This window comes from Chitinophaga pinensis DSM 2588 (genome assembly GCF_000024005.1).
Lineage (GTDB): Bacteria > Bacteroidota > Bacteroidia > Chitinophagales > Chitinophagaceae > Chitinophaga > Chitinophaga pinensis.
On sequence record NC_013132.1, the window covers coordinates 4,304,988 to 4,319,124 of the forward strand.

General features: G+C 46.5%; 12 protein-coding genes. 4 read left to right on the top strand and 8 right to left on the bottom strand.

The features are described 5' to 3' along the window. Positions 1–17: 17 nt before the first annotated feature. The 3 genes from CPIN_RS17110 to CPIN_RS17120 form a co-directional block, all read right to left on the bottom strand. Complete coding sequence (locus CPIN_RS17110; protein WP_012791093.1) at positions 18–3,224, bottom strand: TonB-dependent receptor; 3,207 nt, start codon at positions 3,222–3,224, stop codon at positions 18–20. Between the two features lie 122 nt (positions 3,225–3,346). Continuing rightward, positions 3,347–4,297, bottom strand: coding sequence for a FecR family protein (locus tag CPIN_RS17115; RefSeq protein ID WP_012791094.1), 951 nt, complete (start codon positions 4,295–4,297; stop codon positions 3,347–3,349). A 57-nt stretch (positions 4,298–4,354) separates the two neighbouring features. After that, a complete protein-coding gene (locus tag CPIN_RS17120) occupies positions 4,355–4,951 on the bottom strand; it encodes an RNA polymerase sigma-70 factor (RefSeq protein WP_012791095.1) in 597 nt (198 codons plus the stop codon). A gap of 168 nt (positions 4,952–5,119) precedes the next feature. Between CPIN_RS17120 and CPIN_RS17125 the strand changes: the two genes are divergently transcribed. Next, the gene (locus CPIN_RS17125) at positions 5,120–5,641 is read left to right on the top strand and encodes a DinB family protein (protein WP_012791096.1); all 522 of its coding nucleotides are present in this window, start codon (positions 5,120–5,122) and stop codon (positions 5,639–5,641) included. A gap of 126 nt (positions 5,642–5,767) precedes the next feature. Here CPIN_RS17125 and CPIN_RS17130 read toward each other — a convergent pair whose 3' ends face one another. From CPIN_RS17130 to CPIN_RS17140, 3 genes are all read right to left on the bottom strand, one after another. Next, a complete protein-coding gene (locus CPIN_RS17130) occupies positions 5,768–7,666 on the bottom strand; it encodes an ulvan lysase-like protein (RefSeq protein ID WP_012791097.1) in 1,899 nt (632 codons plus the stop codon). A 56-nt stretch (positions 7,667–7,722) separates the two neighbouring features. Further along, a complete protein-coding gene (locus CPIN_RS17135) occupies positions 7,723–8,274 on the bottom strand; it encodes a DNA-3-methyladenine glycosylase I (protein WP_012791098.1) in 552 nt (183 codons plus the stop codon). Positions 8,275–8,404: 130 nt separating this feature from the next. After that, positions 8,405–9,070: an FAD-binding oxidoreductase gene (locus tag CPIN_RS17140; protein ID WP_012791099.1), complete on the bottom strand. Its 666-nt coding sequence runs from the start codon at positions 9,068–9,070 to the stop codon at positions 8,405–8,407. A 70-nt stretch (positions 9,071–9,140) separates the two neighbouring features. Here CPIN_RS17140 and CPIN_RS17145 point away from each other — a divergent pair, with 70 nt between their 5' ends. Further along, complete coding sequence (locus tag CPIN_RS17145) at positions 9,141–9,344, top strand: DUF3606 domain-containing protein (RefSeq protein WP_012791100.1); 204 nt, start codon at positions 9,141–9,143, stop codon at positions 9,342–9,344. Between the two features lie 38 nt (positions 9,345–9,382). On the opposite strand, the gene CPIN_RS17150 is transcribed toward CPIN_RS17145, so the two are convergent. Further along, positions 9,383–9,745, bottom strand: a complete 363-nt coding sequence (locus CPIN_RS17150; protein WP_012791101.1) for a winged helix-turn-helix transcriptional regulator — start codon at positions 9,743–9,745, stop codon at positions 9,383–9,385. Positions 9,746–9,840: 95 nt separating this feature from the next. On the opposite strand from CPIN_RS17150, the gene CPIN_RS17155 reads away from it, so the two are divergent. Then, positions 9,841–10,599: an MBL fold metallo-hydrolase gene (locus CPIN_RS17155; RefSeq protein ID WP_012791102.1), complete on the top strand. Its 759-nt coding sequence runs from the start codon at positions 9,841–9,843 to the stop codon at positions 10,597–10,599. A gap of 202 nt (positions 10,600–10,801) precedes the next feature. On the opposite strand, the gene CPIN_RS17160 is transcribed toward CPIN_RS17155, so the two are convergent. Beyond that, the gene (locus tag CPIN_RS17160; protein WP_044218971.1) at positions 10,802–13,141 is read right to left on the bottom strand and encodes a sensor histidine kinase; all 2,340 of its coding nucleotides are present in this window, start codon (positions 13,139–13,141) and stop codon (positions 10,802–10,804) included. Positions 13,142–13,405: 264 nt separating this feature from the next. Here CPIN_RS17160 and CPIN_RS17165 point away from each other — a divergent pair, with 264 nt between their 5' ends. Then, positions 13,406–14,134: a hypothetical protein gene (locus tag CPIN_RS17165; protein WP_044218974.1), complete on the top strand. Its 729-nt coding sequence runs from the start codon at positions 13,406–13,408 to the stop codon at positions 14,132–14,134. Positions 14,135–14,137: the final 3 nt, after the last annotated feature.

A 14,137-nucleotide genomic window follows, 5' to 3' on the forward strand; every position in this document is an offset into this window, starting at 1 on the left:
GAATATGATGATTTAGCTTAGAATGAATAGCGGGCGCCCAGCTGTACCTGGTATGGCGTACCATTCTTTGTCGTAACGCCCACATTCTCGTTTACACGGTATTTGTATTCTTTGGTAGCCTGATCAAATCCTGTTACGAATAAAAGGCTCTGATCGCCCAGGTTGTAGTTAACACCCCAGTTTTTATTCAGGAGGTTAGCGAAGTTAAACACATCAACACTAAAGGTCAAGCCCTGTGTTTTAAATGTTTTGAAAGTTTTCTGCAGTCTTACGTCAAAAGTACCGGAGAAAGGATTAGATCCACCGTTACGGTCAGCTATCCTGCCCAGGCTCTGGGTGATATATTTCTTTGCACGGTTTTCCGGGTTACTCAGCACTTTCTCCATAGAAGCTTTCACATCCGCCGGTGTATTGTGGTTATTCGGATCGAATACAAAGGCCAGGTCATTGTCTGTACCAGGACCACCTACGAAGTCGCCGTTGATATCTGCATCTACTGTCATAGAAAAGCGGGTACCGGACAATCCTCTGAAGGTACCGGCAAATACAAATCCTTTCCAGTTTGGTGTCGCACCGTACAGTACGATTTTGTGTCTGAACTGGTTATCGGAATAGTTCATTTCAGTCAGGTCTCTCGGATCAGATTTTACTGCTCTGAAAGTAGAGGTATTGGCCACGTTACCATTGTAGGAGGAGTTGTCTTTTGCATCGTTCCAGGTATAGCTCACGTTGAAATAACCATCTTTGAAGTAACGCAGACTCGCATCAACAATCACAGCAGCCTGTCTCAGTTTAGCGCCATTGGTCAGCATCAGTGTTCTGCCTACATCCTGTGTTTTTCTGCCCAGTACGTTGTTGGTAGTACCGTTGGCAGTGATCGTGCTCGCCGGAACGAATACGGCCCTGTTGTTCTCATTGGCCAGACGGAAATAAGGCTGATCTACTATGTTCTGATCCAGGTATACATAGTTGTTGCTGGTATGCGAGTAAAGGAAGTTTACACCTACACGCAGCCAGTCGCCGAAGATCTTATTATAGCTGATATTGCTTTTGAAAATAGAGGGCATTTTCAGGTTCGGATCGTTCAGGTTGATGGTAGATACAGTTGGCACACCATTGATCAGACCAGGAGCGGTAGAAGGATCTTTCCTGTAAGAAACGAAATCCGGTACGGGAACCAGGCTGGTGCCAGTGGCAGGACGGGATACATCGATAGAGGCCACCATGGTACCGCTGTTCTGGATATTGTTTACCTGTGCATAGTTCACCGGATAAGCGGAGAACAAACCTGCACCTACACGCACGATATCGGTTTTGTTACCCTTGATATCCCAGGTTAACTGCAAACGGGGCTGGATCTTACCGGCATCAGTAATTTTGCTGTCAGTACGTAGGCCGAACGCTTTCTCCACAGCCGGGTTATAATCTGCCTGGCTCAGGTAGCTGGTCAGGTCCCATCTTACACCAATGAGGGCTTCTACGTTCTTTACCGGCTCAAATTGCATCTGTCCGAAGAGAGAGGCATTCAGTATCCATTGCTGTACGGAAGGAATACCTTTTAAAGGTACTTCTCTGGCGTAACGGGATGGATTCATATCCGCAAATTCCTGCAGACTGTTAAAGATAAAACGGCCGTTCTGTTCGCTGGAAATATAAGTATCCAGGTAGGTCAGGGTGTTATCTGTACCGAAGGTAAAACGGTATTTTCCTTTGGTCAGATAAGAGGTGTTCACGAGCTGTATCTGGTTTTCCAGGTTGCTTTCCGGAAAGAAACGTTGTCCGCCCAGCTGTACGGTGGTGTTACCCATAGTACCATTCGGCAGTAAGGAACGAACGGTTACAATCGCACGTGGGATATTAGCAGCAGGCAGTTCGCTGTTCGGATAATAATTACGCGTAGCCGTCTGATACTGTACTTTCAGTTCGTTCAGGAAGGTAGGCGTAAACTGGGTACGTAAAGACGCCAGTGTACTATTTTCTCTCGACTTGAAATTACCCCATACTTCAAACAGGTTGATGTTAGAGTTATCGCTGTTGCTGTTTGGGTTTTTCCAGTCGCTGTAGTTGTTACGGATGGTCAGGCGGTTTTTTGCATTGATCTGCCAGTCGAGGCGTACAAAGAAGGTATTCGCCAGTGTTTTACGCTGGAATTCTCCTACCTGCGGATTATTACTCAGACCATATTTAGTACGGGCAATATTCAGCACAGTATCCAGAGCACCCCTGCTGATACGGTTAGCGATGATGTCATTATCATCTTTCAGGTCGGCAATGTAGAAGGGCTGTTTTTCATCCTGTCTGTCCAGTGCGGTAAAGAAATGCAGTTTGTCTTTGATGATGGGGCCACCCAGGCTGAAGCCATACTGGTTGGTGGTGAACTGCTGCTGACGTTTGTTACCTCTGATGTCATAAGGACTGGCAAGAAAGTCAGAACGATAGTAGTCGAATACGCTACCGGTCAGTGTATTGGTACCTGATTTTGTTACCACGCTTACAGCGCCACCACCCTGACGGCCCTGTGTCACATCATATACGTTGGTAATCACTTCAAACTCACGGATCGCTTCGAGTGACAGAGAATAAGGACCACTACCCAGCGCACCGGAAGTCAGGTTGTTTCTGGCGCTGGCGCCATCAATCAGGAAGTTGGTCGAAGAAGCACGTTGTCCGCTGATATTGGTACCATTCGTAGTAGGTGCCAGTGCGGACAGGTTATTGAAGTTCCTGTTCTGCGCCGGCAACTGCTGGATGTTCTGTGCGGTGACTGCGGTACTGGACCCCAATCGGTCTATTCTTTTGTTGAGTGTATTGGCGTTGACGATGATCTCTTTTAGTTTGCTCACGGATTCGCTCATGGTAAAATCTATGATGAGGTTATCGCCCTGGTTAACGCTCAACTGGTTTTTGATCTGTGTGGCAAAACCGACGAAGGCCGCTTTTACGGTGTACGGCTTACCAAGGGGTAACTGGATGAAGGAGTATTTACCTTCTTTGTTTGTAATGGAAACAGACTGAAAACCGGTCGATTCGTTGCGTACGGTAACAGAAACGCCGGAGAGTCCCTTTCCGTCTGTACCGGTTATTTTACCGGAGATGGAAGCGTCTGTGGACTGCGCATAACTGTTGCTGGCATTAGTCAGGACAAAAAGAAGAAGAAATGTGCTGGCAATAAAGGTTGTGTGAATGACAAAATTCTTTATCATTCTTTGCAGAAAAAGATGCATCTTGTGATGTTTTAATTAATTTTTAGTTACTCAGTTAATTAAAGAAAGAGGTGCTTCATTACCTCTGGCATAGAAGCAAGGGTGCGTCAACACTCTTGCTTTTTTTATTGTACCCTTTTAGTTCATTGGTCTGTGGTTTTAGGTTGTATAATCAGGTGTTGTTTATTCACGACAGTGTAGCTAAAGCCTGTTTTGGCCGATAAGGTTCTCAGTATTTCATCAAGGGAAGCATGTTCCAGGTCTACGGTGTAGACAGAGGTGTCATTCTCCGGATTATTCAGCTGTACGAAGAGGTTGAACCGGTCTCCGAGTGCCTGTCCGATTTCCTGCAAGGTGAGCGACCTGGTAACGTGTGCTGTCTTGCGCGTCGGTATGGTGGCTAATGTTCTCGTTTCTATTTTATAATTCGCCGTGTTTTTGTTCATGGTCAGACACTGGTCACTGGTCATTTCTGCTGCCAGTACTTTTGTACCGGATGCGTCATCCCGTTCCACACGGATCTTACCACTCATGACTTCTACTTTAAAGTCCGGCTGATTGCTATAGGCACTTATATTAAAAGAGGTACCCAGTACCTTGATGCGGAGTCCTTTGGCGTGTACAGTGAAGGGGAGAAGGGCGTGTTTGCGCACATCGAAGAAGGCTTCTCCTTCTTCCAGTTTTACATTACGTTCGTCTCCGGTGGTAAATGCACTTAAATAGGTGATGCGGGAGTTTGCTTTCAGGGTGACGGTGCTACTGTCCGGCAATACAATCGTACTGCTTTCTCCTGCACGTGTGCTGACACTTACCCAGCTGATATCCTCCTGTGCGGCTGGTTTTTTGAAATAGTGGACGATGAATACCGTATTGACGATAACAGCTACAACAGCAGCCGCGATCTTCAGCACCAGAAATGTTCGTTGCCGTTTACGGGAGATCGTTGATGTGATGCGGTCATAGATCTCATTACCGATCTGTTGTTGCCGTTCGCTACTGCCGAATGCATCAAAAGGCTGTGCATCATTGGTACTGTCATACCAGGCATTTGCCTGTTGATCCTGATTGTCTGAAGAATTATTTATGTCACCCATATAATAATTCAACCCAGCAGAAAAAGGAAAGTACCGCCTCCCAATGTTAACTGGAGGTTACGGTTTTGTTAACAGGATAATGAGGACGCCGAGTATGTTGGCAGGTTCTGCGTAGAAGGATTGTGTCTTTTTTCTCAGCCGGTCGAGTGCCTGAGAGATATTATTTTTAATTGTCTGTTCAGAAAGGGAGAGCTCTGTCGCTATTTCACGGATGGATTTATTTTCATGACGGCTTAATACAAAAGCTTTCCGCATGGTATCTGACATGCTGGCTATTTCATCATTAATGACGGCTTCCAGTTCTTTGGCATCCAGGCTGGAATCAGGCGCGTATTGTACCTGTTCGTGTTGAAACTGTGCATCCCGGCTCATGCTGGCCATGTTCTTTTTATAAAAGCTGATGGTCCTGTTGCGCACGGCCCTGTTGAGATAAGGGGCCAGGGTATTTTCTATGAGGATCTCTTTACGGGAGGTCCAGAGATTGACAAATATATTCTGTACAATGTCTTTTGCAGCATCTTCATCACCGATCCTGCGGTAGCACATCGTATATAATTCCGCCCAGTAACGGTCGTATAAGACACTGAAGGCGAGTTCATCGCCTTTTTTCAAGGCCGCGAGCAATAGTTTGTCTGTATCCTGAACAACATCCATAATGACGTTCAAATATAGAGTTTGGTAAAAGCATATTATATTAAATTAAGGTTAAGGGGATGGTAGTAACAACAGAACAGGGTAACGGAGAAGGGATGATATATAACTAATCGAAATATTTATGTTGATCAATTTATCATATATATTTGTTCCCGAAAACACACCACCATGAGCACACAAGTTGAAAATACCGCGATAGCGCAGACTGAACAGATCATTGGCCAGCTGCTGCATACCTGGGACGCGCAGAATAAGAGAGTTACCGGATTCTTTGCCAAATATGCCGACGAAGATTATATGGAAGAAGTAGCACCGGGAAGAAGCAGGGCGATTTACCTGTTAGGGCACCTGATGTCTACTAACGACGGCCTGTTACCACTGTTCGGATTAGGGGAAAGACTGTATCCTCAGCTGGAAACACTGTTCAGCAGAAATCCTGACAGGACTTTTGACGACATTCCTTCTATGGCTGAGTTGAGAAGCTATTGGGAGAACGTAAATAACACCCTGACAGCACATTTTAGCAAGATGACCGCGCAGGATTGGTTATCAAGACACATGAGTGTATCTGAAGAAGATTTTGCAAAAGAACCCAGCCGTAATAAACTGAATGTACTGGTAAGCCGTACCGTACATGCCGGTTATCATATGGGACAGCTGATTTTCCTGAAGAAGAAAGAGAATGCATAGTACTTTATATCATACCGGTGATGTAGGCATCACCGGTATGATTGATACCTTGCTATCTGGTAAGTAGAATAAGCGCTTCTGTCCCAACCTGGCTACACTGGAAGACTGCATCCTGTTGATGCTCTACTAACCGACAGTAATCACCACCTCCAGTTCACTAGCAGTACTATAAAAAGGAATCGCTTCCAGTCCCGGAACATAGTTAAATACTCTTTTACCCGTCATTGGGAGCACATTTAAAGGCTTATCTGCCTTCAGCCGTACAACGCAGTCCATTTTCGCTATTTCGGCTAATTCAGGCTTTATAACGCGAAAATCTTCTGTAGCAGCTGAAATAAGCGGTATAATGATACGGATACCCTGCTGCTCAGTACCAGTATGCTTAAAGCGCAGCGTAATTCTGTCTTTGGAGAAGCGCCAGGTAGTCGTACACGTAATATCTCCTGAAGCGGGCGCTTGCTGGTCCTTGTCGACCAATGAAGCGCTGGTCTGCACAATCACCTCCCCGTCATTATCCTCAATCGCCATTCTGGCGCCGAAATCCTGGATGTTCATATAGGTATTCCCTGCTTCCTTCAGCTCAATACGCGGGGTCAGACAAACTGACAAAGGATCCGTATCCTGCTGCATATTACCTGCCTCATATAACTGGTATTCATTCATACTGGCTGCCAGTATAACCCCTGCTTTTTCCTGCCATAACATAGACAGCGCTCCACCGGAAGCATGGCCACCCTTGAAGTCTTTGTAATCCCTGTCATATGCGGTGACAGTCCCCCTGAACTTACCGACCGCAATCAGCCCTGTCTGTATATCTTCAAAGTACTTGCTCCCATATGCCTGTTCGCGTGGCAGGGTCACTTTGGCGAAAGTCCTGGGTGGTGTTGGAATACCATGGTCGAGTACCGTTACCAAAGCTTTGATATGACAGAAGGTATGATGGAGACTGACAGGTGCGTTGTGCGAGAAATAATGCGGACCGCCATGTAACAGGCCGTCATGTGTGCAGGACTGCAGGAGTTGGGTGTTTACAACAGCTGCTTTGTAGAATTCGGGAACACTATCGGCCATCAGTGCATATGCCGGCTGGCAACCATCAGAAGTCCTGCTACCCCAATAGGTCCATTTATAATTGCGGGTACCCCAGCTGTTATCCCAGCCACCATCCGGTAGCATAAAGGCCAGGTGTGCGGACAATAATCCCTGTACCGCCTGTAAGACGGTATCATCATTCGTGAGTTTAGCATACAGTACGAGGGAGGGTAGGGACTCTTCTACATTGTAGCCCAGGTCTACTGAAAGACAGCCCTTCGGACTTTTACTGTAATAAGGTCCGCCTTCGCCGGATAACAATTTGTCTTTGGGGGTGATAAAAGACAGTGCCTTACGTGCAAGCAATCTCCCTCTTTCAGTGAAACGCTTTTCGTCCAGTAACTCACCGAGTAATGACAGGGCATAAGTTGCCGTAATGGGATAGTTAATATTGCCGTAGTCGATGGTAAAGTTGGTATAGATAAAGTCCCCGCTTTTCTTTAACCGGGCCAGCATCTCCTGTTTCAAAGGTGCATCCAGTAAGGCGCCATGATGTTTAAGCGCTTCTGCCAGGGCGATAGCGGAGAACACGGTGGTGCCTTTCCAGGCGCCTTGCTTTGGTTCGTTTAACCACGAACCATCTTCCTGGCTCACGGTACGTTCCATCCAGCGGTAGAGTAATGCCGCTGCATCTGCATACCGGTGGTCCTGAGTCGTAGCAGCAAGGTGGAGGAAGGGGTAAATACAGTCGCCCATTCTGCCGTGTATGATATTCTCCGGCGGATAAATCAGGGTACCGTAATTATGGTCGTTCTTGTCTGTGATCTGCAGACTCAGTAGACGTTGACCCCAGGTACGGACGAGCTCCTGGCAAAGCGGCTGTAGTTCGTGTTGTGCGAAAGCGGGAAGCGGTAGTCCCTGTGTGGTATACAAAGCGCCGAGTAAACCCGCAGCGCTTTGTTTGATAAAATGTCTTCTGGAGGCGTTGTTCATAGTCGTAAGATGGAATCCTTCCGACAAAGTATGAAATCTTCGCTATAAAGTCGGCGTTATTGTTTTGTTGCCCAGAGTGGGTTGGCTTTTACTACCTTTTTGTAGATCTCGCAGGTGCTGTTGTGTGCGCCCGGGAGCATACCGATACTCATCAGAAACTCATTCACGATCTCACCGCCGGTGAATTTGAACGTCTTCTTAAACAGCTTCACCCATTCTTCTTTGGTTTTAGGGTGATGGGCTTCCAGCCATTTCTCAAAAGAGCCATATTCTTTCTGCAATTGCAGGATCGTTTTGGCGTTTTCGATAGCCGCATTGATCTTCAGCCTGTTCCTGATAATATTGGGATCTGCCATGAGTCTTTCACGGTCGGCTTCCGTATAGGCAGCTACTTTTTTGATGTTGAAATTGCTGTAAGCCTTCCTGAAACCAGCTTCTTTCCGGAGGATGGTTTCCCAACTGAGACCTGCCTGGTTGATCTCCATGATCAGGCGGCAGAATAACTCGTTATCATCATGGATAGGGAAGCCGTAGTGTTTATCATGATAAGCTTTGTGAATAGCTTGCTTTTCTGCTGACATGAATTCGATAGCGCTGCAATATGACATATCTGTGCTGTATTAATCGTCCTGTTAAAAGGAGACGTCCAAGGTACTTATTTATTCCCTGTAAAATTGACTACAGCAATGCATTTATGTGTATCCATGCTGGTAAATCCTGTATCTGTGCTGGTAATGTTTATTTTTCAAACACCACTGCATCTGCATTGGCGCCTAGTTGTTCCAGTGTAGCCGTCAGTTCCTGTACCATCGGGTCAGGCCCGCAGATGTAAAAGTGTTTGCTGAAATCGTTGATTTCTGCTTTCAGGAAATCACTGTCTATCCGTCGTTGATCGTGCTGACTGTCTTTCTGCCGGGTGATCGTAAAATGGGCATTATCTCCCAGGATGTTTTTCAGCTCTTCCGCCAGGATAATGTCTTTATCCGTTTTGTTGGAGAAGAACAGTTTATTCTCTCTGGCTTTACCTGTTGTATGCAGGTGCCGGAAGATCGCGATAAACGGCGTAATACCTGCACCGCCGGCAATGAAGTAACCAGGGCCTTTGTATTCAATGGCTCCCCAGGATTCCCGGAGAATGAGTTCATCTCCAGGGTTCAGCAGACTAAGTTGATGTGTTACACCCTGATGTTCCGGGTAGATCTTGATAGTAAACTCCAGGTAAGGTGCATCAGTGAGCGCAGTAAAGGTGAACGGATTCCTTTTGTCTTTCCAGTCTTCTTTGTTGATAGATAACTCTGTTGCCTGGCCGGGAGTAAAGATGTAGTCTGCCGGTTTTTCCAGTCTGAACCTTCTCACGTCATGGGTAACGTAGTCTGCGGATAGTATTTTAACGATAGCTTCCATAAAGATGAATTTTATTGGACGATAACAACCCGTGGCATGTTTTATGCTCTTAGCAATGTAAACAAATAATATGGAAAAATATGAGTTACAGGGAGATGGAGGAAACAATGGCGAACATCAGCAGACTTTTGTAATCGCAGACCTGGCAGAAGAACTGGGGGTATCAACGCAGGAAGTACTGGCCGCCGTAGAAATAGTGGGAGATGACCCGGTAAGAGTGAGAGAATTTGTCCGCCGGAACCACACGGAAATAGACGATACCAATGAAGTATAAGAGCCGCTCTCCGGCGGCATTATGAATATGCCCGGCGACTAACGCAGGGTGACCTTCCGCCGGATTTTCAGCAAGTCTACCTTCTCAGCCGCATGTTCGTTCGCCCATGATTCCAGCGCTGCCAGCGCAGGCCCCAATGCTCTACCCTTTTCTGAGATACGGTACCATACTTCCGGTGGAAAGCCATTCTTTTCATCCCTGATGATCAATTCGTCCTGTTCCATCTGACGCAGCTGTTCCAGCAATACCTTCTTCGCCACTTTGGGAATAGCCCGCCACAATTCTGTAAACCTGATCTCTTCCTGATGGAAGAGGTAAAAGAGAATCACCGGTTTCCACTTACCAGACAAGACACCCAGTGCCACATTCAGACCGCAATATTTAAATTCGTTATAATTCATGGTTACAGAAATGTAAACAGGTTACTTAAAAGTTACCTTCATCGGATTCCGGAGCAGTTCCCTCATCTTCGTGCCGTCAAAATTAAACGAATATCATGAAAGTACAATTATTGAGAAATGCTTCACTGGTACTGACTGTCCGGGAAAAGACCCTCCTGGTGGATCCGTATTTAGCGCCTAAAGGAACGTATGCAGCATTTGACTTTACCGGCAATGAGCGCCGAAATCCACTGGTAGACCTTCCATTGAGTGAACAGCAATTAGCTGCGCTCATTGCACATACAGACGCCGTTTTACTGACGCATATCCATTCGGATCACTGGGATGATACCGCGCGTGAATTCATCCCTAAACACATACCGGTATTATGTCAGCCTGCAAATGAAGACACTATCCGGGAACAGGGTTATACTAACGTAACCCCTGTTGCAGATGAACTGATATGGGAAGGCATAAAGATCAGCCGTACACATGGTCAGCATGGTACCGGGCAGATAGGTGAGCGCATGGGAATCGTATCCGGCTATGTGATCAGCGATGGCGAAGAAGAGCTTTACATCGCCGGAGATACCATCTGGTGCGACGATGTAAAGCAGGCACTGGATAAATATAAACCTAAGAAGATCATTGTCAATGGTGGCGGCGCCCGCTTTGTAGAAGGAGACGCAATCGTGATGGATATTCGGGATATCTTACAGGTATGCAATTACGCACCTGGTGCCAGTGTATCGGTGGTACACCTGGAAGCGGTCAATCATGGGAAGCAATCCCGTGAGGAGATCAGGAAAGCCCTGCAGGAACAACAGTTCACACACAGGTGTTTCGTGCCGGAGGATGGTGCATTCCTTTTCTAAAGCACAATAAAAATGAGGTGAAAGGAGCAGAGACTATTTTCTTTGCTACCCGGATCATTAAGCGGAGAAGCGAACATAATCCTGATTCTGGGGCCTGCCGGAAGAACATCACGCTGGATGTATTGCGACAACTTGGTTATTGATATTTTTTGGTGTGATCGCCTCCATCCATAGCGAAGGCGATCACACCAAAAGTATTATTTTAGGCTGTTGTAGCGGCGGTATTGCTTCCTGCAACGCTATGCAAGGGCTGACTTATTTCAAAGGAGATCGTAACAGACGCACCTCCGTTGTTTTTCAGCAAGAGTTCTCCTTCTATGTCATTTGCCAGTCCGCAGATAAGTTTTAACCCCAGTCCGCGTACATTCCCCTGTAAAATATCCCCCGGGATACCCACTCCATTATCCGTAATTGTCAACTTCGCGCGTTCGTCATCAGCGAGCAATGAAATACTGATGCTATTGCCTGTCTGCGGTACAGGAAAGGCGTATTTGATCGCATTGGTAACCGCTTCATTGACGATCAGTCCCAAAGGGATGGCCTGAGATACGTCCAGTTCTACGTCATGTACCTGTACATTGAACAGCACATTGTTTTTAACGTTGTAGCTCAGACGGAGGTACTGTACCAGTTCAGGGAGATAAACGCCCATATTAACGGATGAGACGTTTTCATCGTGATAGAGTTTCTGGTGGATCAGGGACATGGCATAGATCCTGTTCTGGCTTTCCTGGATGGCCAGTAAGGCTTCATTCTGGAGGTAAGCTGACTGTGATTCCAGCAGACTGACGATCGTCTGCAGGTTGTTTTTTACGCGGTGATGTACTTCCCGCAGAAGCCATTCTTTTTCCTCTACCAGCTGTTGCAATGCTTCGTTTCTGGCCAGGGCTTCCTGACTGGCTTTTCGTTTGATACGGTACTGGTTATACAGCAAACCTACGATGATCAGCAGTAAGGCAATACCACCCAATGTGATCTTGGCCATAGTGGCGGAGCGGGACAGTTTTGCCTTTTGCAGCTGGGTGTCCTGTTTGAGGATGCGGATGTCCTGGTCTTTCTTTTGTGTTTCGTACCTGATGATCAGACCGTCCATTGCTTTACGCTGGGAGATGCTGAAGACAGAGTCCCGGTAGTACATGTATTGGTGCATATTTTTCAATGCCGATAAATAGTCGCCGGTGGAGGAGTCAATTCTATACAGCAGATTATAGGTGCGTGCCAGGTCAGGCGCAGATATTTTGCCAATAGGGTGTTCAAGCGTCAGTGACGTGTATTTCCGGGCGAGTGCAAAGTTGCCTGTCGTCAGATAAAACCGGGCCACTGCATTATACGACGTTAATGTTTCCGCGTACGCAAATTGTGGTGGGAACTTTTTTGCTATTTCAATGAACTGAAGATAAGACTCCAGCGCTTTCTGCATGTTGCCTGATTCTTCATAAGCGCCGGCCGCCTGAATGGTCAGCATCATTTTATTATACATGGTTTCCGCAGGATGTTCGCGATTGAACTTCTCTATCAGTTTAAGTGCTTCCTCAGGTGTTTTTCTGCGCCGGAGCAGTGTCAGCCTGTCTAAAAAGCTTTTGTACCATATTATCTGGGTTTCTTTCGTCAATGGGACGCTGATAGCTCTTTCGTTCCATTTGGATGCCATTTCTACTTCCTCTGCGTTACCATACATCTGTGACAAACGCATACAGATGAGTGAAGAGAAGGCGGTGTCTTTTGTCGCTTCCATGGCTTTTACTGCCAGATCCGCGTATTTGATGCCCTGTATGGCGTCTCCCCTCAGTCCATGCACATAGGACAAATTGGTATAGGAATATTGATGGTGCAGATAGCCGATTTCTTTTTCCAGTGCCAGTGCTTCCATCATTTCCTTTTCCACAACCGGAGGGTTGGTACGAAAATGTTCCAGTATGGTATGATGCATAATCCAGTATTGCAGCATGGTCCATTTATTGTCCCTGGATAATGTGAGCGCTTCCTGGAAATAGGTTTCTTTCTGTGGAGTGCCGATGGGAAGTCCGTTGGCCTGATACAGGAGAGAAAGCAGCAGCGACCTTTTATCACCTGATTTCCTGCAGCGCGCGACCCCCTGACTGAAATAAGGTTGACTCTTCGGGATATCCCCCTGGTCGGCGTAAAGGGCGCCCAGCAGCCAGTAACTCTGTAATAACCAGAAATTATCTTTCGCAGTCTCGCTTTCCTGTTGTAAAAGATGGATAAACCTGCCTGCTTCCGCCAGATCTTCCGGCATACTACCTGGCCGGTGGAGGTAATAGTTGCTCAGTTCTGCCAATAGCTGTAGCCGGGGACTGCCTTTCACCGTATTCACAAGGCTGGCTGCTTCCGCGATCCTGCCGGCGTCAATCAATGCCTGACCGGGATAGTCCTGACCGGTTTTATATCCCTCATTATAGGGCATTAACCTGCTCAATTTATAAGTACCTGTTACAAAGAGCATGGCACTGTCTCTGTCCAGCTGTCCCTGAGAGACGGCATACAGATAGTTGCCGGTGGCCAGTAATAACAGTCTTTGCATATCCTTGTTATAGGAGGGGGGAATGGGATTATGCAAAAGTTGTGCGTTCAGTACAGTGCATGGCAATAACAATAGCCAGCAGAAAAGAATGTGTCGGTACATGACGGGATTTTGGTTTGTACCTGCAAAATACAAAATGGTCCAGCGTTTCTGGAAAATAGCTGAACAAGATAAAAAAGAAAATTACCGGTAAGGGTAAAAGGAGATTGGAGTGTCTTGGTATAAACCATGTTTTTCAATATTAACAACACAACACGCCAACAAATGAACACAAAGGCTTTATTTTCACTGTTTTCCCTTGCGGTATTATGCTTCGCATGCTCAAAAGACAAACAAACGAACCCCTACGGTGACGATGTAAAGGATTCTTACCAATCCGGCACGACCCTCGAAATAGAGGAGCTGGCCCTTTATACGAAAACGGGTATTGTACATGATCCCGGGACCATCAAACAGTTTCTCGACATTCACTTGCCTGATACGCAGTCGTCGTTAAGGAAGCATTTTTACTGGAATCAGACGACGGCCGCTGATCTCGATATCGCGATTGCTGTAGATTTTCTGGCTGATAATAAGGTACGCTTTAATACGAAGCTGACCCGGATCGTCAGCAAAACAGATACAAGTATGGTGCTGGAAGATATAGACGCAACGGATGTACCCCAAACAGGAACAGCACCATGTGACGTAGCGCATGAAAAAGTAGCGAAGATCAAACCATTAGGCAACTGTCCTGGTGGCAACTGTACTACATATCATAAGACCTATCCGATCATGATCAGGGACGGAAAGTATTATCTGCCTACATTATACTTCATGGCCATCAACACGCACATAGAATATGTGTTTGGTATGCCGGCGACGATCACTTGCTTTAAGTTGTCGCAGGATTATCCGATGCTGAATTTTGTAAATCCGGAACTGTCTGCATCCATGACTGCAAATGATACGATACTGGTGCAACGCGCAAGACTTGCATTAGAGAAAAGATAAAAC